General features: G+C 70.6%; 14 protein-coding genes. 3 read left to right on the top strand and 11 right to left on the bottom strand.

The features are described from left to right. Window positions 1–19: 19 nt before the first annotated feature. From ACZ4UB_RS22710 to ACZ4UB_RS22680, 7 genes are all read right to left on the bottom strand, one after another. Window positions 20–2,452, bottom strand: coding sequence for a discoidin domain-containing protein (locus tag ACZ4UB_RS22710; RefSeq protein ID WP_468072606.1), 2,433 nt, complete (start codon window positions 2,450–2,452; stop codon window positions 20–22). Window positions 2,453–2,534: 82 nt separating this feature from the next. Next, on the bottom strand, window positions 2,535–4,139 hold the full coding sequence (locus tag ACZ4UB_RS22705) for a glycoside hydrolase family 13 protein (protein ID WP_468072604.1): 1,605 nt from the start codon (window positions 4,137–4,139) through the stop codon (window positions 2,535–2,537). 38 nt (window positions 4,140–4,177) lie between these two features. Then, on the bottom strand, window positions 4,178–5,053 hold the full coding sequence (locus ACZ4UB_RS22700; RefSeq protein ID WP_468072602.1) for a carbohydrate ABC transporter permease: 876 nt from the start codon (window positions 5,051–5,053) through the stop codon (window positions 4,178–4,180). A gap of 90 nt (window positions 5,054–5,143) precedes the next feature. Then, window positions 5,144–6,049, bottom strand: coding sequence for a carbohydrate ABC transporter permease (locus ACZ4UB_RS22695; RefSeq protein ID WP_468072600.1), 906 nt, complete (start codon window positions 6,047–6,049; stop codon window positions 5,144–5,146). A gap of 85 nt (window positions 6,050–6,134) precedes the next feature. After that, window positions 6,135–7,538, bottom strand: coding sequence for an ABC transporter substrate-binding protein (locus ACZ4UB_RS22690; protein WP_468072598.1), 1,404 nt, complete (start codon window positions 7,536–7,538; stop codon window positions 6,135–6,137). A 212-nt stretch (window positions 7,539–7,750) separates the two neighbouring features. Next, window positions 7,751–8,761, bottom strand: coding sequence for a LacI family DNA-binding transcriptional regulator (locus tag ACZ4UB_RS22685; protein ID WP_385778233.1), 1,011 nt, complete (start codon window positions 8,759–8,761; stop codon window positions 7,751–7,753). 67 nt (window positions 8,762–8,828) lie between these two features. Further along, on the bottom strand, window positions 8,829–13,115 hold the full coding sequence (locus ACZ4UB_RS22680; protein ID WP_468072596.1) for a discoidin domain-containing protein: 4,287 nt from the start codon (window positions 13,113–13,115) through the stop codon (window positions 8,829–8,831). 215 nt (window positions 13,116–13,330) lie between these two features. On the opposite strand from ACZ4UB_RS22680, the gene ACZ4UB_RS22675 reads away from it, so the two are divergent. Continuing rightward, a complete protein-coding gene (locus ACZ4UB_RS22675) occupies window positions 13,331–14,962 on the top strand; it encodes an ATP-binding protein (RefSeq protein WP_468072594.1) in 1,632 nt (543 codons plus the stop codon). Beyond that, window positions 14,959–15,669 carry a response regulator gene (locus ACZ4UB_RS22670; protein WP_468072592.1) on the top strand — a complete coding sequence of 237 codons (711 nt, stop codon included), beginning with the start codon at window positions 14,959–14,961 and terminating at the stop codon, window positions 15,667–15,669. Before ACZ4UB_RS22675 ends, ACZ4UB_RS22670 begins: the two co-directional genes overlap by 4 nt. A 33-nt stretch (window positions 15,670–15,702) precedes the next feature. Here ACZ4UB_RS22670 and ACZ4UB_RS22665 read toward each other — a convergent pair whose 3' ends face one another. The 3 genes from ACZ4UB_RS22665 to ACZ4UB_RS22655 all read right to left on the bottom strand — a co-directional run bounded on the left by ACZ4UB_RS22665 (window position 15,703) and on the right by ACZ4UB_RS22655 (window position 20,105). Continuing rightward, window positions 15,703–17,295, bottom strand: a complete 1,593-nt coding sequence (locus ACZ4UB_RS22665; protein ID WP_468072590.1) for a solute symporter family protein — start codon at window positions 17,293–17,295, stop codon at window positions 15,703–15,705. Further along, the gene (locus tag ACZ4UB_RS22660; protein WP_468072588.1) at window positions 17,292–17,810 is read right to left on the bottom strand and encodes a DUF485 domain-containing protein; all 519 of its coding nucleotides are present in this window, start codon (window positions 17,808–17,810) and stop codon (window positions 17,292–17,294) included. The genes ACZ4UB_RS22665 and ACZ4UB_RS22660 overlap by 4 nt, the downstream gene beginning before the upstream one ends. Before the next feature lie 174 nt (window positions 17,811–17,984). Continuing rightward, window positions 17,985–20,105: a DNA gyrase/topoisomerase IV subunit B gene (locus tag ACZ4UB_RS22655; protein ID WP_354381408.1), complete on the bottom strand. Its 2,121-nt coding sequence runs from the start codon at window positions 20,103–20,105 to the stop codon at window positions 17,985–17,987. 443 nt (window positions 20,106–20,548) lie between these two features. Here ACZ4UB_RS22655 and ACZ4UB_RS22650 point away from each other — a divergent pair, with 443 nt between their 5' ends. Beyond that, entirely contained in the window at window positions 20,549–20,782 is a 234-nt protein-coding gene (locus ACZ4UB_RS22650) for a DUF7455 domain-containing protein (protein WP_385778219.1), read from the top strand. 123 nt (window positions 20,783–20,905) lie between these two features. On the opposite strand, the gene ACZ4UB_RS22645 is transcribed toward ACZ4UB_RS22650, so the two are convergent. Next, window positions 20,906–21,745, bottom strand: a complete 840-nt coding sequence (locus tag ACZ4UB_RS22645) for a S1 family peptidase (protein ID WP_468072585.1) — start codon at window positions 21,743–21,745, stop codon at window positions 20,906–20,908. Between the last annotated feature and the right edge of the window lie 15 nt (window positions 21,746–21,760).

The raw sequence follows: 21,760 nt of genomic DNA, 5'->3' as shown, positions 1-21,760 counted from the left end.
GGGCCGGTGCCGGGCGGGCTCAGCCCGCGTAGGCCTCGAACTCGCCGATCTGGCCGGCCGGCCAGCCGGTGTTGCCGGTGACCGTCACCCGCAGCCGGCGCAGGTCGGCGCCCGCGGGGACGCTGATGGTCACCTGGTTCCCCGAGGCCGGGTCGAAGCGGTAGTCCCGCGCCCCCACCAGCGTGGTGAAGGCCGTCCCGTCGACGCTGCCGAGCACCGCCAGGGTCTGGGTCCGGGCCCCCCAGGCGGCGGGCGGCGGCAGCTTGAGCACGACGCGCCGGACCTGCGCGGGGACGTCGAGGTCGGCGGTCAGCGACTGCGGGAAGGCGTTGTTGGCGCTCTCCCAGTAGCTGCCGGGGTCGCCGTCGACGGCCTTGGCCGCGTCGTATCCCTGGGTGTGCGAGGTCTCGGCCGCCGGGCGCCCCCGCAGCAGGTTGCGCGTCGGGTCCGCGGTCGGCGTGGGGGTGGGGGTCGGGGTGGTAGTGGGCGTCGGTGTGGGGGTCGGGGCGGTCGGCGTCGGCGTGGGCGTCGGGTCCGGTCCCGGCTGGTCGTTGGCGGGCGGGAAGGGCCCGCAGTAGGTGCTCGGCAGCTTCCCGTTCCAGCCGGAGTTCCCCGCGCCCTGGGTGAGCTTCAGCTGCGCGCCCAGGCAGCTGTAGACGGGCTCCGCGAAGCCGATCCGGGTGGCCCTGACGTTGGTCATGGACAGTTCGGCCGGGTCGTTGAACTGGAGCGCGAACGTCCCCGTCCCGTCGATGTTCACGTGGTCGAGGCGGACGCCCTTGGTGGTGCCGGACACGAAGTGGACCGCCGCGTAGGAACTGTCCAGGAGGTCACTGTCGGTCACGTCGATCGTGGCCTTGTCGATGGAGCTGTTCCGACTGTCGAACCAGAGCGCGCCGATCGGGAAGTTCCACCCGTAGTCCGTGTTGCCGGTCCTGATCAAGGTGTTGCGGGCGAGCGTGAAGGTGCCCTGGACATCGGTGCCCTGCCCCGCGGTGACGCCGGGATAGCGGTTGCCGACGTGCAGCCCGCCGCCGTTGGACAGGGTCTCGGCGGCCACGTTGTCGGTGACGCTGATGTCCTTGCCGCCGTAGACCGCGATGTTGTTGGCGAGGATCGGGGCCACCACGGTGTTGTGGCTGAAGGAGTTCCCGACGTTCGCCTTCGTGTCGGCCCACATGGCCAGCCCGTCGTCGCCGGTGTTGCGCAGGAAGGTGTTCTCCACCGAGGAACGGGTGACGCCCCAGTGGAAGTTCACCCCGTCGGCGCTCTGGTCGAGGATCCGGCTGTTCCTGATGTGGAAGTTGTCCATCGGGCCGTCCATCCAGGCCCCGACCTTGGTCCGCTGCATCCAGACGTTGTCGACGACGGAGTCCGTCATCGCCCCGCCGATGGCGTTGACCTGGTCGTCGTCGATGCGGTCACCGATCTCGCCGATGATCGCGAAGTCCCTCAGCGTGACGCCGCGGCTGGGGCCGTTGTCCTCGTACGGGCGGATCTGGCCGCCGTACCCGCCGCCGCGCACGTACTTGCCGTAGATGCCGGCGGCGCGGGACCGGTCGGTGGCGCTGCGGCCGGTGAGGACGGAGTACCAGGGGCCGGCGCCGCGCAGCGTCACCTTGTCGACGACCACGTGGTCGGTGAGCTTGAAGGTGCCCCGGGGGATCCACACCTCCTTGGACTGGGCCGCTCCGGCGTCCACCGCCTGCTGGAACGCGGCCGTGGAATCGGCAGATCCGCCCGCGTCGGCGCCGAAGTCGGTCACCGACAGCGAGCCCGCGGGCCGGGCCGTCGGCTCGGCGACCTGCTCGAAGTCGGCGAGGTCGACCACCGCCCAGGGGGTGGCCGCGGTCTGCGCCAGCGTGAGCCGGACCTTGGCGCCCGCGGGGAGGGTCCGGCCGAAGAGGGTGCGGGTCTCCTCGTAGAAGTGGTGCGGCTTCTCTCCGGGTTGGTTGGTGAAGGGATAGCTGCCGTAGTACCAGCTGTACTTCGAGGTGAAGTCGAGGTCCTTGAGCTTGGTCCCGTCCAGCCGCAGCTCCACGGGCGCCGTGATGCCCGTACCGGCCGCGTCGTCCGGGACGGAGTAGCGGACGTTCATCGCGTTGGCGGGTTCGGTCAGGGTGAATTCGACGTACTCCCCCGCAGCGTCCAGGCGGACCGCGCTGCGGCCGGAGGCCTCGGCGGGCAGGGTCGTGTAGGTGCGGTCGGGGCCGATCACGGACCCGGTGGTGGCGGCCCGCTCCGCCTCCTGCTCGGTGAAGGGGACGGTGGCCCCGCGCCCCTGGACGTCCAGGGGCGACAGGGCGGCGGGAGCGGCCGCCGCGGCCGGGGTGGCGCTGGTGAGGACCGGCAGGGTGGCGGCGACGCCGAGGACCGCGGTGGCCAGGGCGGCGAGGAGCGCGGCGCTCCCCGGCCTGCCCCGCGGTGGGGTGGTGCGGCTCGTGGGGCTCATGTCGGGTACCTCTCCCTGGGTGGGGACGCGCACGGGCGGCTGCGCGGGGACGGGGGGTGGTGCGGGCGGCCCGGCTGCGGCGTCAGGTCCGCAGCCAGACCGCCGTGTCCTGCGGGAGCAGTCCCACGTCGTCCAAGGGGGCGCTGCTCAGCAGGAGTTCGGTGTGGTCGGGCAACGGCGCCGGCGCGGCGGACAGGTTGACCGCGCAGACCAGGCCGTCCGGGCGGGCGAAGGCCAGTACCCCGTCCGGCGCGGGCAGCCAGCGCATCGAGCCCGCCCCGAAGCCGCGCGCGGCCCGGCGCAGGCCGAGGGCCCGCCGGTAGAGGCTGAGCATCGACTCCGGGTCGCCCGCCTGTCGGTCCGCGGCGTACGTCGCCCAGTCGGCCGGTTGTGGCAGCCACGGGCTCCGCCACGGTTCGGCGGACCAGGGCAGCGGCACCCGGCAGCCGTCCCGACCGGGGTCGCGGCCCCCGGAGCGGAAGTGCATGGGGTCCTGGATCCGCTCCGGCGGGACCTCGGCTTCCGGCAGGCCGAGCTCCTCGCCCTGGTAGACGTAGACGGCGCCCGGCAGGGCCAGGGTCAGCAGGGCCGCCGCGCGCGCCCGGCGGGTGCCGAGGGCCAGGTCGGTGGGGGTGCCGAAGACCTTGGTGGCGAAGTCGAATCCGGTGTCGTGGCGCCCGTAGCGGGTCACCGTGCGGGTCACGTCGTGGTTGCAGAGCACCCAGGTGGCGGGGGCGCCGACCGGCGCGTGTTCGGCGAGGGTCTCCTCGATGGACGTCCGCAGCCGCGCCGCGTCCCAGGGGCAGCTGAGGAAGGAGAAGTTGAAGGCGGTGTGCAGTTCGTCGGGGCGCAGGTAGCGGGCGAAGCGCTCGGAGTCCGGCAGCCAGACCTCGCCGACGAAGATCGCGTCGAACTCGTCGGCGATGGCGCGCCAGGAGCGGTAGATGTCGTGCAGCTCGTCGCGGTCGATGTAGGGGTGGGTCTCGCCGGGCCAGGGCTCGCCGGGGCGGCCGGCCAGGTCGGGCAGGGCCGGGTCCTTGGCGAGCAGGGCCGCGGAGTCGATCCGTACGCCCGCCACGCCGCGTTCGAACCAGAAGCGCAGGACGTCCTCGTGCTCGCGGCGGACGGCGGGGTGGGCCCAGTTCAGGTCGGGCTGCTCGGGCGTGAACAGGTGCAGGTACCACTCCCCGTCCGGTACCCGCGTCCAGGTCGCCCCGGCGAACTGCGAGGGCCAGTCGCCCGGGGGCAGTTCGCCGTGCTCGCCGCGACCGGGGCGGAAGTGGAAGAGCTCGCGCTCCGGGCTGCCGGGCCCGGCGGCGAGGGCGGCGCGGAACCAGGCGTGCTGGTCGGACACGTGGTTCGGGACGATGTCGACGATGGTGCGGATGCCCAGGCCGGTGGCCTCGGCGATCAGCTTCTCCGCTTCGTCCAGGGTGCCGAAGGCGGGGTCGATGGCGCGGTAGTCGGCCACGTCGTAGCCGCCGTCGGTGAGCGGGGACAGGTACCAGGGCGTGAACCACAGGGCGTCGACGCCCAGTTCGGCGAGGTAGGGCAGTTTGGCGCGGACGCCCGCGAGGTCACCCGTACCGTCGCCGTCGCCGTCGGCGAAGCTGCGCGGGTAGACCTGGTAGATCGCCGCGCTGCGCCACCAGTCGGCGGCGGCTGCGGGCAGGGGAAAGTCGGCCACGAGGGGTGGTCCTTTCGCACGGGGCGGGAGAAGGGTGGTCAACCCTTGAGGGAGCCCGCCGTGAGGCCGCTCATGATGTTGCGCTGGAAGATCAGGAACACGATGAGCGTGGGCGCGGAAGCCATGGCGAGCGCCGCGATCAGGTGGTTCTCGGGCACGCCCGTCGACAGGGAGTAGATGCCGACGTTGAGCGTCTGCAGGGCCGGGTCCGGCAGGGTGAGCATCGGCCAGAGGAAGTCCTTCCAGACGCCGACGATCGCGAAGATGGACACGACCCCGAGGATGGGCCGGGACATCGGCAGGACGACGGAGCGCAGGGTGCGCAGGGCGCTCGCCCCGTCGATGGAGGCGGCGTCGAGGATCTCCTGGGGGATCGAGTCGAAGAACCGCTTCAGCAGGAAGATGTTGAAGGCGTTCGTCACGGACGGCAGCCAGATCACCCAGGGCGTGTCGAGCAGGTTCCGCTGGATGAGGGGCATGTCCAGGACGGTCAGGTACTGCGGTACGACGAGCACGGTGGCCGGGATCATCAGGGTCGCCAGCATCATCCCGAGGACGGCCTTGCCGAAGATCGGGCGCAGCCGCGAGAGCGAGTAGGCGGCCGCGACGTCGAGGACGAGTTGGAAGGCCAGCGCGCCGAAGGCGTAGTAGACGGTGTTGAGGAGCAGCTTGGCCAGGTCCATGACCTTCCAGGCGCTGGTGTAGTTGGCGGTGTGCAGGGAGCCGGGCACCAGGGTGGGCGGGACCTCGGCGAACTCCTCGGTGCTCTTGAGGCCGTTCGCGACCATCCAGTAGAGCGGGCCGAGGAAGACGAGGGTGAAGCCGACGACGACCAGGACGAGGACCGTCCAGTAGAGGACCTTGCCCCGGGTCCGGCCGAGTTGGGCCGGCGGGATCAGCGTGCGCTCTGCCATGTTTCGGGCTCCGGTCCGTTCTCGTCTCGGGTCAGTTCTCGGGGCGGTTGTCGGGGCGGTTGTCGGGGCGGTTCTGGGTCGGTTCCCGCGTCAGTTCTCGTTGTCGCGGCTCAGCCGGACGTAGGCGGCGGAGAAGCCGGCGAGCAGGACGAGCAGGCACAGGCCCAGGGCCGCGGCGCCGCCGTACTGGTTGAAGTTGAAGGCGTACTGGTAGATGAGGACCACCACGGTCGTCGTCGACCCCTCGGGGCCGGCGCCGCCGGTGAGCAGGAACGGCTCCACGAAGACCTGCATGGTCGCGATGATCTGCATGAGCAGCATCAGCGAGAGGATGAGCTTGGTCTGCGGGATGGTGATGTGCCAGATCTTGCGGAGCAGCCCCGCGCCGTCGAGTTCGGCGGCCTCGTAGAGCTCGCCCGGGATGCCCTGGAGGGCGGCGAGGTAGATCAGCGTCGCGCCGCCCATGTTCATCCAGGTGGCGGCGAGGACCACCGAGAGCATGGCGGTGTCCGTGGACTGGAGCCAGTCCTGGGCGGGGAGGTGGAGGAGGACCAGGACCCGGTTGAAGAGGCCGTATCCCGGGTCGTAGAAGTATTTGAACAGCAGGACCGAGGCGACCGGCGGCATCATCACCGGAAGGTAGACGAGCAGCCGCAAGAACCCTTGTGCGTGGCGGAATTCGTTGAGGACGACGGCGACGAGGAAGGGGACCACGAAGCCGAGGAGCAGTGCGAGTCCCGTGAACAGCAGGGTGTTGCGCCAGGCCTGCCAGACGTTCGGGTCGTTGAAGACGTAGCGGAAATTGTCGAGGCCGGCCCAGCGGGTGACGCCGTTCTCGGTCTTCTGGAAGGCCAGGACGAACTCCCGGACCATCGGGTACCAGGAGAAGAAGGCGAAACAGAGGACCGCGCCGATCAGGAATCCGTGGGCGGAAACGTTCCGCTTGAATGCCCGGACGAAGGCCTCTCGGGATCCGGGCGGGGTGGGGGCCGACATCGCCGCTCCTTGGTGGGTCGCAGGGCTGAACACGGCGGGGCGGGCGGGACCGGGCCGGGGAGGTGCCCCGGGCCCGCCCGGGGCCCTACTGGTTGGCCAGCACCTGGTTGACCGCCTTCTCGGCGTCGCCGAGCAGCTGTGCGGGGTCGGCGTCCTTGTTGGTGAGGACTCCCGACATCACCTTGTCGAGCACCTTGTAGACCTCTTGGGCCTTGGCCGGCTCGGCCTTGGGCGGCACCGGATTGTCCAAGAAGGACTTGAAGTTGGCGACCGGCATCGTGGCGCTCGCGGCCTTCAGCGCGTCGCTCTGCTCCTTGGAGGCGCCGACGAAGAAGGCGGGCTGCGGCAGGCCGACCGGGAGGCCGTCGGCCTTGCTGCGGGCGAAGTCGAACTGGCCCTTGCCGACCGTGAGGGTCTTGAAGTTCAGCCAGGCGACGGCCGCCTTGATCTTGTCGGGCGAGCTGCCCTTCTTGATCATGTAGCTGTTGCCGCCGAAGAGGGTGGACGCGCCGCTGGGCAGCGGGCCCATCCCGAAGTTGTCGTACTTCGCGCCGAGCTGCTGGACCATGTACGTGATGTCGTCCGGAGCGGCGAGGAACATGCCGAGCTTGTCCGAGGCCATCTGCTTCTGCAGGTCACCCCACTTGAGCAGCTGGGTCTTGCCCATGCTGTCGTCCTCCCAGCGCATCGCCTTGAGGTTCTCGACGATCTGGCGCCCGGTGGGGTTGTTGAAGGCGGCCTTGCCGTCGGCCCCGACCACGTCGCCGCCCATGCCGTACAGGGTCGCGGTGTAGTGCCAGCCGCCGGTGTTCTCCACGCTGTACTCGCCGAAGCCGGCGGTGCCGTTGCCCAGGGCCGCGATCTTCTTGGCGGCCGCGCGGACCTCGTCCCACGTGCGCGGCGGGGTGTCGGGGTTGAGCCCGGCCTGCGTGAAGAGCTTGCGGTTGACCAGCAGGCCCATGGTGTAGTTGCTGGTCGGCAGGCCGTAGAGCTTGCCGTCCTGCTTCAGGACGTTCATGACGTTCTTGTCGATGGTGTCGAGGGCGGGGACCGACTTCGGCGTGACGTACGCCGAGATGTCCTCGGCCCCGCTGTTGTCGAGCACCTGCTTGAGGTCCGTGAAGTACGTGTAGAACACGTCCGGCTGGGACTTGGCCTTGAGCATCGCGGTGAACCGCGGGGGCTCCAGGCACTGGCCGGGGGTGGAACGGCCGTCGATCGTGACGTTCGGGTAGATCTTCTTGAACGCCTCGACGTCCTCCTTCCACTCCTTCAGCTCGGCCGCCTTCGCCGCGGGCGGCATGCAGTCGATGGTGAGGGTGACCTTCGTGTTCGGGTCGAGTGGCGCGGAGGCGTCGGCGGGGGCGCCGGGCGCCGCCTTGTCCGGCTTGCCGTCGCCGCTGCTGCTCGTACCGCAGGCCGCGAGGGCGGTGACGGCGAGCGCGGAGACGAGGGCTGCCGCGACGGTGCGGCGGGTGTTGCTTCTCATCGATGGACCCCTTCGAGCATCGAGCAGGAGTGCGTGGGGGCGAGCGCGGCACACTCAACCACCAGCCACAGATGAACGCAAGATCTCGCGCAGATTTCGTAATACATTGACAGGACAGACTTGATCGAGTGCGTCGCGAGACGCAAAAAAGGGGCCCCCGTACGTCTCATGGACGTACGGGGGCCCCTTTCGGTCGAGCGCGGGGGCGGGGTCTAGTCGCGGGGGGCCTGCGCGGTCGAGCCGCGCACCACCAGCTCCGGCTCGAAGAGCAGCTCGCCGGGCTGGACGGCGGCGCCCTGGATCTGCGCCGTCAGCAGCTCAACGGCGGCCCGACCCATGGCCTCGATGGGCTGGCGGACCGTGGTCAGCGGGGGTTCGGTGCAGTTCATGAAGGCCGAGTCGTCGTAGCCGACCACGGAGACCTGCCGGGGTACGTCCAGACCCCGCCGGCGGGCGGCCCGTACGGCCCCCAGGGCCAGCGGATCGCTCGCGCAGATGATGCCGGTGACGCCCCGGTCCAGCAGTCGGGAGGCGGCCGCGTGACCGCCCTCCAGGGAGAACAGCGCCCGCTCGACGTGGGCCGCGGGCAGCTCGGTGTGCGCCGCCGCGGCGACGGCCTGGGCCGCGACGAGCTTGCGCAAGGAGGGCATGTGGTCGGGCGGCCCCAGCACCAGGCCGATCCGCTCGTGCCCCAGGGAGGCCAGGTGGCGCCAGGCCTGTTCGACCGCGACGGCGTCGTCGCAGGCGACGCAGGGGAAGCCGAGGTCCTCGATGGAGGCGTTGATGAGCACCACCGGGACCTTGCGGTCGGACAGCAGCCGGTAGTGCTCGTGCGGGGCGTCGGCCTGGGCGAAGAGCCCGCCGGCGAAGACCACGCCGGAGACCTGCTGCTGGAGCAGCAGCTCGACGTAGTCCGCCTCGGAGACCCCGCCCGTGGTCTGGGTGCAGAGCACGGGGGTCAGCCCCTGCTGGGCCAGGGCTCCGCCGATCACCTCGGCGAAGGCCGGGAAGATGGGGTTCTGGAGTTCCGGCAGGACCAGGCCCACCAGCCGGGCGCGCTCGCCGCGCAGCTGGGTGGGCCGCTCGTAGCCGAGGACGTCGAGGGCAGTGAGCACGGACTGGCGGGTCGCGTCCGAGACGCCCGGCTTGCCGTTGAGCACCCGGCTGACCGTGGCTTCGCTGACTCCCACCTTCTTCGCTACCTGAGCAAGTCGTCGCGTCATGAGCGCAAGACTAGCGCAAGCGACGCAAGTCGCTTGCGCTAGTCTTCGGCCCTCTTGGCGGGGCCGTTTACGGCAATTGGTTGATCTTCAACGTCGAGGTCGTGTTCCGCACGTCCACGGCGTTGTCGCTCGTCTTCAGGTTGTGGATCTCGACTTCACCGACCGCGGGACCCTGGCCGGCTTCCGGCATCTCGTTGGCCCAGAGCCCGAAGCCCGATTTGGCATCGTAGGCGTCGCCGCTCTTCTTGGCACCCGTGATGGTGATGTCCCGCAGGATCGTGTCCTTGATGGGATTGACCGGTTGTCCTCCGATGTACTGGGTCTGGAACATGATGCCGCTGTAGGTCGGATCGACGATGTCGACGTTGTTGATCCGGATCCCCTGGAACACCTTCGAGGCGGAGAAGATCCAGATTCCCGGGAAGGTCTGCGCTCCCCAGAAATGGCCGCCCGAGCGCAGGATCGAGATGTTCTCGAAGGTCGTCGGGTCGGTGCCGAATCCGTTCATCGGATACCCGAAGTCCAGCGAGCTGACCGTGATGCCCGAGTAGACCAGGGTGTCGGCGATGAGGATGTTGCGGAAGGTGTTGTTGAAGCCGCCGTAGACCGCGACTCCGGCCGCGCGCCAGGTCAGGAGCGTGGTCAGGTTCTCGTAGACGTTGTTCTTCATGTCCGCGCCGCCCGCGTCGATCGCGGAGAAGAGCGCGAAGCTGTCGTCGCCCGTGGAGCGCGCCTCGTTGTTGGAGACGAGGTTGTCCGTGCTGCCGTTGGTCATGTTGATGCCGTCGGCGTAGGTGTCCCGGATCCGGGAGTTCTTGATCGTGATCCGGTCGGTGTTGGCGCCCCAGTAGAGGCACACCGTGTGCTCGTTCCAGACGTTGTCGATGGTGATGTCGGTGACGTTGGAGAAGTCGAAGACCTTGCCCGGGCCGTCGATCCGTGAGGTGTAGTTGCCGAAGTAGGCGAAGCCGGAGAAGGAGGATCCCTTGGCCGTGCCCTCCGCCCGCCAGCCGATGTCCGTGTTGTCCTGCGTGGTGGGCGCGTGGAAGCGGGTGAACCACGGACCCGCGCCGACCACCTGCACGGCCTTGCCGTACACCTGGAACTTGCTGGCCGTGTCGTAGTCGCCCGGCGGCAGGTAGACGCCGACGAGCTTGCCGGTGGTGTCCATGCGGACCTTGTCCAGGGCGTTCTGCACGTCCTGGTGGCCGAATCCGGTGGGCACCGCGTACGCCGCCGGGTCCGGGTTGGGTATCGCCGTGGCCTGCTCCAGGCTGACGAAGTCGATGGCGTAGGTGGAGGTGTTGGCCGTGTCCTTCTGCAGGCGGATCTTGCTGCCCGCCGGAACGGTCTCGCCCAGCAGGACGTTGGCCTCGTCGTAGATGTGCCGCGGAGCGCCGGCGCCGGGCGAGTTCCCCGGAGAGGCCTCGGCGCCGTACAGCCAGGCGTACTTCGAGGTCAGCGGGAGGGCCTTCTTCAGGGTCCCGTTGACGTAGACGTCGAGGGTGGCGTCGATGCCGCCGCCGCCCGGGGCGTCCGGGATGGAGAAGCGGGTGACCAGCGTGTTGGTGGCGGCCCGGGTGGTGAATTCGACGTACTCGCCCGTCGCGTCGAGGTTGACCGCCTTGCGGCCGGAGGCCTCGCCCGCGATGTCGCCGATGGTGCGGTTCGGGCCGACCACGCCCGCCCCGCCGCCGACCACTGCGTCCTCCGCCTCGTACATGTCGAAGGGCATGTTCGCCCCGCGGCCGACGAAGAAGGCCTTGGCGCTGGTGTTGTTGGCGCGCTTGACCGGCAGTTCGTTGGCGTCGTCGGCGAGCACGACCTTCACGGTGTACTTGCCGTTGGCCGCCGTCCAGCCGCCGAGGGCGACCGGGGCCGAGGAGGCGCCGGGCGCGAGGGCTCCGCCGAAGGAACCGGTCAGGGTGCGGACGGTGGCGCCGTTCGCGTCCTGCAGGGTGAGCGTGATGCCGTGCGACCCGGCGGCCGCCGCCACGGTGCCCTGGTTCTTCACCGTGACCGAGAAGTCGACGTTCTGGCCGACGGCCGGCGCGCTCGGGCTCCAGTTGACGGCCGCGGCCACCAGGTCGGAGCTGTCCACCGGCCGGATCACCAGCGGCGGGGCGGTGAAGGTGTTGTTCGTGTCGTTCTGCTCGATGACCGTGTTCGCCTCGTCGACGATCGCGCTCAGCGGGTAACTGCCGGCGTCGCGCGGCCCGATGGAGGCGGTGACGTTCGCCTGCGCGCCCGCGGCCAGGGCCGGGACGTTGGCGGTGGCCGCCTTCGAGCCGCCCAGCTGGAAGGTCACCGCGGTGGCGGCCGCCGCGGCCGGGCCGCTGTTCTTGACCGTGGCGGAGAGGGTCACCGGGTCCGACTCGACCGGTGCGGCCGGGGCGGCGCTCAGCGCGGTGATCACCAGATCGGGGTTGGGCGCGGGGACGCCGATGACCTGGAACTCGGCGATCTGGCCGTTCCCGGCCCCGCTGTTGGCGGTGAAGCGCAGCTGTACGTCCGCCACGCGGGCGCTCAGCGCGAGGGTGACGGTGTTGCCGGAGGCCGGGTCGAAGACGTAGTCCTTGGCGGCGATCAGGCTGGTGGCGCCGGAGGCGCCCTGTTCGCGGCCGAGCACCTCGATGCGCTGGGTGCGGGCGCCCCAGCTGCTGGCGGGGTTGAGCTTGAGGACGAGCCGGTCCAGGTCCGCATTGGCTCCGAGCTTGACCGTCAGGGTGCTCGGGTAGGCGCCGCCCGCGCCCTCCCAGTATGTCGCGGCGTCGTTGTCGTTGGCGTTCTCGGCGACGAAGGCGTTGGTCACGGAGGAGCCGGCGATCTCCTTGCCGACGGCGAGGTTGGAGCCGCCGCCCCCGGTGCCGTTGCGGGTGACGGAGTTGCTGTCGGCCGACCGGTTGCCCGCCGCGTCCTTGGCGCGGACGAAGTAGGTCACGCTCGCGCTGGTGGGTTGGGTGTCGGTGTAGGTGGTGACGTTGCCCGCGACGGTCGTGCGCAGCACGTTGTTCGCGTACACCTCGTAGCCGGTGACGCCGATGTTGTCGCTGGAGGCCTGCCAGGTGAGCTTGACCTGGCCGGCGGCGGGCTCGGTGAAGGCCAGGGAGCCCGGGGCGGTCGGTGCCTGCGTGTCCCCGGTGTCACCGGCGCGGGTCACGCTGTTGCTGTTCGGGGACTGGTTCCCGGCGGCGTCCTTGGCGCGGACGAAGTAGGTCACGCTCGCGCTGGTGGGTTGGGTGTCGGTGTAGGTGGTGACGTTGCCGGCCACGCTGGTGCGCAGCTGGTTGTTGGCGTAGACGTCGTAGCCGGTGACGCCGACGTTGTCGGTGGAGGCCTGCCAGGTGAGTTTGACCTGGCCGGTGGCGGGCTCGGTGTAGGCCAGTGCGGTGGGGGCGCTCGGTGCCTGGGTGTCCCCGGATGGGGGCCCGTAGATCTCCAGTTCGGAGAGCTGACCGCCCGGCTGCACGCTGTTCAGCGAGATGAGGACCCGGAGGTGGCGGGTGGTGGCGGCGTCGAAGGTGACGGTCACCGTGTTGCCGCCCGCCGTGGTGAAGTCGTAGGCCTTGGAGGCGGTCAGGTCGGTGAAGTCGGTGCCGTTGGCGCTGCCCTGGATCTTCAGGGTCTGGGTGCGGGGTCCCCAGTTCTCGGGCAGCCGCAGCACCACCCGGTCCACGCGCAGCGAGGCACCGAGGTCGGCCTGGAGCCACTGCGGCATCGCGTTGTTGACGCTCTCCCAGTAGCTGGCGCGGTTGCCGTCGTTGGCGTTGGAGGCGACGTAGGACTGCGTGGTGCTGCTCGCGGTCAGGGTCTTGCCCAGGGCCAGGTTGTCCGAGGACTCGCCGGGGGCCCGGACCTCCAGCTCGGCGAGCTGGGCGGCCGGCCAGCCCGTGTTGGCGGTGATCTCGATCCGGACGAACCGGGTCTGGGCGGCCGGGAAGCCGATGGTCACCGTGTTGCCGCTGCCCTGGCCGAAGGTGTAGGTGGCCGAGCCGACCAGCGTGTTGAAGCCGGTGCCGTCGGCGCTGCCCTGGACGGACAGGGTCTGGTTGCGGTTCTCCCACCCCGCGGGGAGCTTCAGCACCACTTGGTCGACGCGCGTGGTGGCGCCGAGGTCGGTCTGCACCCATTGCGGGAAGGTGCTGCCGGCGCTCTCCCAGTACGTGGACTGGTTGCCGTCCGTGATGGCGGCGGCCGTGAAGGAGCCGTTGGTACTGCTCGCGGATGCGGGCCTGCCCGCGGCGATGTTCGGACCGCCCGCGGCCGTGGCGGTCAGTGCCGGCCATCCCAGCATCAGCAGGGCCGTGCTGATCAGGGCGGCCAGGGCCCGCCATCTCCAGCTGTGCCTTCTCATACGTCCTCGTCCCTCGACATGAGTTTTCTGAACCAGGTGACATAGGAATTTGCGTACTGCGGTGCGAGAATTGCAGAGCCTTGGTCAGTCGTCTACCGCCATGACCACACTTTCCCTGCTGAAACACTTGCGCAAGCCGCACGCAAGCAGCGCAAGGAATTTGCGTGCCCTATGGAAATTCCTAAAAAGCGGAAGCCGCCCTACGGTTCGTACTCATGCGGTCCCACCTCACGAGCGCCACGGGCGCGACGAGCGCCCGGCGCTTCGGCCGCCCCCGACGGGCGGTCTCCCAGATCCTGCTGACCCAGCTGGCGATAGCCGCCGGGGTCGCCGTTCTGGCCACCGGCCTCTTCCTGGCCCCGCTCGGCTCCCAGCTCGACGACCAGGCCATGCGGCGCGCCCTGGCCATCGCGCAGAGCACCGCCGCCGACCCCGACCTGCCCACGGCCCTGCTGTCCGGCCCGCCCACCCCGGACGGTCGGGTCCAAGCCATCGCCGAGCGCATCCGCCGCGCCACCGGAGCCGAGTACGTCGTCGTCGTGGACCTCCGGGGCATCCGCCGTTCCCACCCCAGCCCCGAACTGATCGGGCTGCCCGTCTCGACCGACCCCACCGACGCGCTGGCCGGCCGCGAGGTCATGGAGATCGACGAGGGCACCCTCGGCCGATCCGCCCGCGGCAAGGTCCCGCTGCTCGCGACCGACGGCGAGATCGTCGGCGCCGTCTCCGTCGGCATCGCCTACGACAACGTCCGCGACCGGCTGGTCGGCGCCATCCCCGGCTTGCTCGCCTACGCCGGCGGCGCGCTGGCGGTGGGCGCCCTCGCCGCCTTCGTGCTCTCCCGCCGGATCCAGCGGCAGACCCGTGACCTGGCCTTCTCCGATATCGCCGGGCTGCTCGCCGAGCGCGAGGCGATGCTGCACTCCATCCGCGAGGGCGTCGTCGCCCTCGACCGAGCGGGCCGCGTCCGCCTGGTCAACGACGAGGCCGCACGGCTGCTCGGCCTCGCCCCCGGCGCCCCGGACGCGGCCGGGCGCCCCCTGGAGGAGCTGCTCGGCCCGGGCCGGACCACCGACGTCCTGGCGGGCCGGGTCACCGGGCGCGACCTGCTCACCGTGCAGGGCTCCCGCGTCCTGCTCGCCAACCGCATGCCCACCGAGGACGGCGGCGCCGTCGCCACCCTGCGCGACCGCACCGAGGTGGAGCACCTGGGCCGCGAGCTGGACTCCACCCGTGGCCTGATCGATGCGCTGCGCGCCCAGGACCACGAACACGCCAACCGGCTGCACACCCTCCTCGGCCTGCTCGAACTGGGCCTGCACGAGGAGGCCGCTGAGTTCCTCACCGAGGTCGTGGGCGTGCACCGCAGCACCGCCGAGCAGGTCACCGAGAAGGTCCACGATCCCCTGCTCGCCGCACTGCTGGTGGGCAAGGCCACCGTCGCCGCCGAACGCGGCGTCGCGCTGCGCCTCGCCCCCGCCACCCTCCTGCCCGACCGGCTCGTCGACCCGGGCGGCCTCGTCACCATCGTCGGCAACCTCGTCGACAACGCCCTGGACGCGGCGGTCGGCTCGGCCGATCCCCGGGTCGAGGTGGAACTGTGCGCCCGGGGCCGCACCGCCGTGCTGCGGGTGCGCGACAGCGGCCCCGGGGTGCCCGCCGACCGGCGCGAGGAGATCTTCACCGAAGGCTGGTCCACCAAGCTGCCCAGCGGGCACCGCGAGCGCGGGCTCGGGCTCGCGCTCGTACGCCGGCTCGCGCAGCGCCAGGGCGGCAGTGCGCGGGTCGTTGGGGCACCCGACGGCGGGGCCGAGTTCCGCGTCGAACTGCCGGAGGCCCTGCGGTGAGCGGCCCCCCGCTCCAGGTCCTGGTCGTGGACGACGACCCCCGGGTGGCCCGGATCAACGCGGCCTACGTGGCCAAGGTGCCCGGCTTCGCGGTCGCGGGGCGGGCCCACTCGGCCGCCGAGGCGCTGGAGTTCATCACCGCCCGCCCGGCGGACGAGCCGGTGGACCTGCTCCTCCTGGACCACTACATGCCCGACGGCAGCGGGCTCGACCTGGTCGGATCGCTGCGCCGGCTCGGCCACCAGACCGACGTGATCATGGTGACGGCCGCCCGCGACCTCGTCACGGTCCAGGCCGCGATGCGCCTCGGCGCCCTCCAGTACCTGGTGAAACCGTTCACCTTCGCCGGGCTGCGCGCCAAGCTGGAGGCGTACGGGGCCCTGCGCCGCGCGTTGGGCGGGGGCGGCGAGGCCGAGCAGGCCGAGGTGGACCGCATCTTCGGCGCCCTGGCCGGGGCCGCCACGCCCAACGAGCTCCCCAAGGGCCACTCCCCCACCACCGCCGACCTGGTCCGCCAGGTCCTGCGGAGCGCCGACGGCCCCCTGTCGACCCAGCAGATCGCCGACCTGGCGGGCATCAGCCGCCAGACCGCGCAGCGCTACCTCAAGCTCCTCGAACGCAGCGACCGCGTCCGGCTCTCGCTGCGGTACGGGGAGACCGGCCGCCCGGAGCACCGCTACACCTGGGTGCCGACCGCGCACCCCTGAGGGGAGTCCGGATCCACCGGACACCCCCGGCCGTCACACCGCTCCGGCGCCGGTCAGCGAGCGGACCTCGGTCTCGGCGTGGCGGGCCGCGTCGGGAGCCTCGGCCGAGGTGACCGTGCCCAACCAGCCCGCCAGGAAGCCGAGCGGGATCGAGACGATCCCCGGGTTCTGCAGCGGGAAGTACTGGAAGTTCACGTGCGGGAACAGCGCGTCGGGGCTGCCGGAGACCACCGGCGAGAGCACCACCAGCAGCACGGCCGGGACGAGCCCCCCGTACACCGACCAGACGGCGCCCCGCGTGGTGAAGTCCCGCCAGAACAGCGAGTACAGCAGCACCGGCAGGTTCGCGGAAGCCGCGACCGCGAAGGCAAGCCCCACGAGGAAGGCCACGTTCAGGTCCTGGGCGAGCAGCCCGAGGGCGATCGCCACCGCCCCGATGCCCACCGCCGCCGCCCTGGCCACGGTCACTTCGCTGCGCTGACGCGCGTGGCGCCGCTTGAGCGAGGCGTACAGGTCGTGCGCGACGGAGGCCGAGGAGGCCAGCGTGATCCCGGCGACCACGGCGAGGATCGTCGCGAACGCGATGGCGGCGACGATCGCGAACAGCACCGCGCCCCCGGTGGAGTCGGCCCCTCCGCCGAGCTGGGCCGCGAGCAGCGGAACGGCCGTGTTCCCCGAGGCGTTGGAGGCCCGCACCTGGTCCGGGCCCAACAGCGCGGCCGCACCGAACCCCAAGACGATCGTCATCAGGTAGAAGCCCCCGATGAGCGCGATCGCCCACACCACCGAGCGGCGGGCCGCCCGCGCGGTCGGCACCGTGTAGAAGCGCGACAGGATGTGCGGCAGCCCGGCGGTGCCGAGGACCAGCGCCAGGCCGAGGCTGATGAAGTCGAAGCGGGCGGTCCAGTCACCGCCGTACTTCAGTCCGGGGTTCAGGAACTCCTTGCCGTGGCCGCTGCGTGCGGCGGCGCTGGTCAGCAGGTGGTTGAAGTCGCCGTGGAAGCGGAGCAGGACGAGCACCGTGAGTGCGACGGCCCCGCCCATCAGCAGCACCGCCTTGACGATCTGGATCCAGGTGGTGGCGCGCATGCCGCCGAAGGACACGTAGATCACCATCAGCGCGCCCACGCCGATCACGGTCAGGGTCCGGGCGCCGGTGCTCGAACTGCCGAGCAGCAGCCCGATCAGGCTGCCCGCGCCGACCATCTGCGCGACCAGGTAGAGCACCGAGACGGTGACGGAGGAGACGCCCGCGGCGATGCGGACGGGCCGCTCGCTCATCCGGGCCGCGACCACGTCGGCGAGGGTGAACCGGCCGCAGTTGCGCACCAGCTCGGCGACCAGGAACAGGACCACCAGCCAGGCCACGAGGAAGCCGACGGAGTAGAGCAGGCCGTCGTAGCCGAAGAGGGCGATCAGGCCGGAAATGCCCAGGAAGGACGCGGCGGACATGTAGTCGCCGGCGATGGCGAAACCGTTCTCCAGGGGGGAGAAAAGTCGCCCTCCCGCGTAGAACTCCTCCGCGGAGCCGTGCCGGTTGCGGCTGACCCAGGTGGTGATGCCCAAGGTGACCGCGATGAAGAGGCTGCACAGGATGAGGGCCAGCGTCTGGTGTTCGGTGCTCACCGGTGGGCCCCCCGGGTACGTTCCTGGCCCCGCTCCTGTTCGAAGACGGTCCAGCGCAGGTCGAGGGCCGCGCGGTCCCGGCGCAGCCGCGCGTGGCGCGTGTACGCCCAGGTCAGCACGAAGGTGCTGAGGAACTGGCCGAGCCCGGCGAGCAGGGCGACGTTGACGGCGCCCACGACGGGTCGGGCCATCAGCCCCGGCGCGGCGGTCGCCGCGACGATGTAGGCGAGGTACCAGAGGAGGAAGCCGAGGGTGGCCGGGACGACGAACCTCCGGTAGCGGCTGCGGACCTCCTGGAAGGCAGCGCTGCGCTGCACCTCCAGGTAGATGTCGGCGGCGCGGGGGTCGCGCCGGCCGTCGTCGTCGGATGCGGTGGCCGAGCGCGGGCCGGACGCCTGTGCTCCGGCCTCCCCCGTCTCGCCCTCGCCCTCGCCCCACCCCGCGGCGAGGGCCTCGTACCAGGGGTCGTCGTACCGGATTATCGTTCCGGCATCGGGCCCTTCTTGCTTGTCCACCGGGCTCTCCTTGTCCGCGGCCTCAGTGGCCGCGTACCGCCCAGGATGTGCGGAAGGAAGGGTTCGCCACCGGTCTCCGGGTCCTCTTCACTCCATCAGGTGATGGACGGACGAGGGAGCGAGGAGAAGCGGTGGCGGGAGCCCGGTCGGGCCGCGGGGCGGCCCGACCGCGGATCAGGCGTCGATGCGCGAGCGGTCCAAGGTCGCCGCCGAGCTGGTGATGAACTCCTTGCGGGGCGCCACCTCATTGCCCATGAGCAGGTCGAAGACCTGCTCCGCCGAGTCCAGGTCGCCGATGTTGATCCGGCGCAGCGTGCGGAAGCGGGGGTCCATCGTGGTCTCCGCCAGCTGGTCGGCATCCATCTCGCCGAGGCCCTTGTAGCGCTGGATGGCGTCCTTGTAGCGGATGTTCTTGCGCTGGTACTCCAGCAGCGTCTGGCGCAGCTCGTTGTCGGAGTAGGTGTAGACGTACTTGTCCTGGCCCTTCTTGGGCTGGACCAGCTCGATCCGGTGCAGCGGCGGTACGGCCGCGAAGACCCGGCCCGCCTCGACCATCGGACGCATGTAGCGCTGGAAGAGGGTCAGCAGCAGGCAGCGGATGTGGGCGCCGTCCACATCGGCGTCGACGAGCAGGACGATCTTTCCGTAGCGGGCGGCGTCGATGTCGAAGGTGCGGCCCGACCCCGCCCCTATGACCTGGATAATCGCGCCGCACTCGGCGTTCTTGAGCATGTCCGAGACCGACGACTTCTGGACGTTGAGGATCTTGCCGCGGATCGGCAGGAGGGCCTGGAACTCGGAGTTGCGCGCCAGCTTCGCGGTACCGAGGGCGGAGTCCCCCTCGACGATGAACAGCTCGCTGCGCTCCACGTCGTCACTGCGGCAGTCGGCGAGCTTCGCGGGCAGCGAGGAGGACTCCAGCGCGGTCTTGCGGCGCTGCGCCTCCTTGTGCTGGCGGGCCGCGATCCGGGTCCGCGCCGCCGCGACGATCTTCTCCATCACGGAGCGCGCCTGCTGCTTGTCGTCACGCTTGGTCGAGGTCAGGAACGCCTTGAGCTCCTTGGCGACCACCGCGGCGACGATCCGGGTGGCGGCCGAGGTCCCGAGGACCTCCTTGGTCTGACCTTCGAACTGGGGTTCGGCGAGCCGGACGGTCACGACGGCCGTCATGCCCTCCATCGCGTCGTCCTTGACCACGTCGTCCTCGGCCACGCGCAGCAGCTTCGCCGAGCGCAGCACCTCGTTCACCGTCTTGGTGACCGAGCGCTCGAAGCCGGAGATGTGGGTGCCGCCCTTGGGCGTGGCGATGATGTTGACGAAGGACTTGATGTTGGTCTCGTAGCCGGTGCCCCAGCGCAGGGCGATGTCGACGCCCAGCTCGCGGGTGACCTCGGTGGGGGTCATGTGGCCGCGGTCGTCCAGGACCGGCACGGTCTCCTTGAAGGTGCCCGAGCCGGTCAGTCGCAGGACGTCGCAGGCGGCCTTGTCCTGGGCGAGGTAGTCGCAGAACTCGCTGATGCCCCCGTCGAAGCGGAAGGTCTCCTCCGTCTTGCCGGCCCCCTCCAGCGCCCGCTCGTCACGGACGACGATGGTCAGGCCGGGGACGAGGAAGGCGGTCTGGCGGGCGCGCTGGTACAGCGTGTCCAGGGTGAGCTTGGCGTCCTTGAGGAAGATCTGCCGGTCCGCCCAGTAGCGGATGCGGGTGCCGGTGCGGCCCTTGGTGACGCGCTTGCCCTTGCGCAGGCCGTTGGCCGGGTCGAAGGGGCTGTCGGGACCCTGCTCGGTGAACATCCCCGGCACGCCGCGGCGGAAGCTGATCGCGTGCGTGGAGCCGTTGCGGTCGACCTCGACGTCGAGGCGGGCGGAGAGCGCGTTCACCACGGAGGCGCCGACGCCGTGCAGGCCGCCGGAGGCCGCGTACGAGCCCCCGCCGAACTTTCCACCGGCGTGCAGCTTGGTCATCACGACCTCGACGCCGGACAGGCCCGTCTTCGGCTCGACGTCGACCGGGATGCCACGGCCGTTGTCGCGGACCTCGACGGAGGCGTCCTCGTGGAGGATCACCTCGATGTGGTCGCAGTAGCCGCCCAGGGCCTCATCGACGGAATTGTCGATGATCTCCCACAGGCAGTGCATGAGGCCACGGCTGTCCGTGGACCCGATATACATGCCGGGGCGCTTGCGGACGGCCTCGAGGCCCTCGAGGACGAGCAGGTGCCGCGCGGTGTAGTTGGAACCGTCCCGGTCTGCTCCGGACAGCAGCGCGCTGGAAGGCACGGACGTGTCGGCGGTCACGCAGTTCGCTCCTCGCTGAATTTCTTTTCTGGCCCGGTCGGGCGCAGGGGTGGCTCGGGTGTCGGTCAGAGGGTATCGAGGCCTGGTAGAGCCTATGTAACGCCACCCTCGTGATCCTTCAGCCTAGTACAGGCCCGCACGGATGTTCGATCGCTCGTTGGAGTGAAGCAAACATCACGTTCCCTTCCAGGCATGAACCATTTAGGGTTCGGGCACGTCCTCATGAACAACCGGCCTTCGCCGGAGAGGGCTGAACCTGCAAGAAGCAACGACAGACAACGCGAAACCGTAAAGCAATGCAATACGGCTCCTTCGCCGCCAACCGGCAACAGCCGGCCAGCTTCGGAAGGAAGTTTCGAGGAAAAGCCGCGAGCGGGAACGTTTTCGGCCTGGTTGGATGTTGACCCTGGTACGACAGCTCGTCGAGCTAGAGAAGAGGCGACGTGACTACTGTTCTGACACCCGCGACCCCGCTGACGGCCGCTGATCGATGCGACCGTTGCGGCGCCCAGGCATACCTGCGCGTCGTCCTGCTGAGCGGCGGTGAACTGCTCTTCTGCGCCCACCACGGGCGTAAGTTCGAGCCGGAACTCAAGAAGATCGCCGCGGAAATACAGGATGAGACTGAGCGGCTTACGACCGCTCCGGCCACGGTGGCCGACCCCGAGGACCGCTGACACAGGCCTATACCTCGCATCCCGACGAGCCAGGACCGGCGCATGCCGGTCAACGGGCGGTACCCCTGAGACCCAGGGGGACCGCCCGTCCTCATGTCCCGGCCCGCCCGCGGGCGGGCCGTCTCAGCCCCGCCGCCCCGCCTCGCCGACGAAGCCGATCAGCGGGGCGATCCGCGTGTACACCCCGGGGCTGTCAGCGCGCCCGCAGCCGCGCCCCCAGGACACCAGCCCGATGAGCTTGCCCTGGGCCACCAGAGGCCCCCCGCTGTCCCCCTGACAGGCATCCCTGCCGCCTTCCCTGGCCCCCGCGCAGACCATCGTGGTCGCCTGGTACTGACCGTCCGCGTCGCCGGGGTAGGCGCGGGCGCAGTCCTCGTCCGCCAGCACCTTCACCCGGGCGGCCTGCAGTGCGTACGCGTAGTCACCGAAGCCGCTCGTGTCCCCCCAGCCGTATACGGTCGCGTCCGCACCGGGGGCGTAGCCCGGATGCCCGCCGGCGGCCATCGGCAGGACGTACCCGGCGGGCACGGCCTCGCGCAGCTCCAGTACGGCGATGTCCCCGGCATTGGTGAAGGGGTCGTAGGCGGGGTTCACCCGGGCGCCGCTGACCGCGATCTCCCGGCCGTCGCCCGCGTTCAGCTCGGTCCGGCCGGCGATCACCACGAAGTCGGACACCGACTGCACGGGGCCGCCCAGCACGTTCTCGCCCAGGCAGTGCGCCGCGGTGAGCACCTTGGTCGGGCCGACGACCACGCCCCCGCAGAACTGTCCGGCCCGCGTACGCCCGAACCGGTCACGGCTGGCCAGGGCCACCACCCAGGGACTGTCCGCCACCTTCGCGGGCTGCCCGCCGATCACCACTCCGTCCGCGAGGGCACGGGGCGCCTGGGCCAGCGGGGCCACGCCCGCGCCCGCCACGAGGGTCAGCGCACCTGCCATGGCTCGGGCAAAGGGACGACGCATAGGGCCTCCTGACTC

This window comes from Streptomyces sp. NPDC028419 (genome assembly GCF_055565515.1).
The sequence above is the reverse complement of the archived record's forward strand: the minus strand, read 5'-3'. Positions and strand labels throughout refer to the sequence as shown.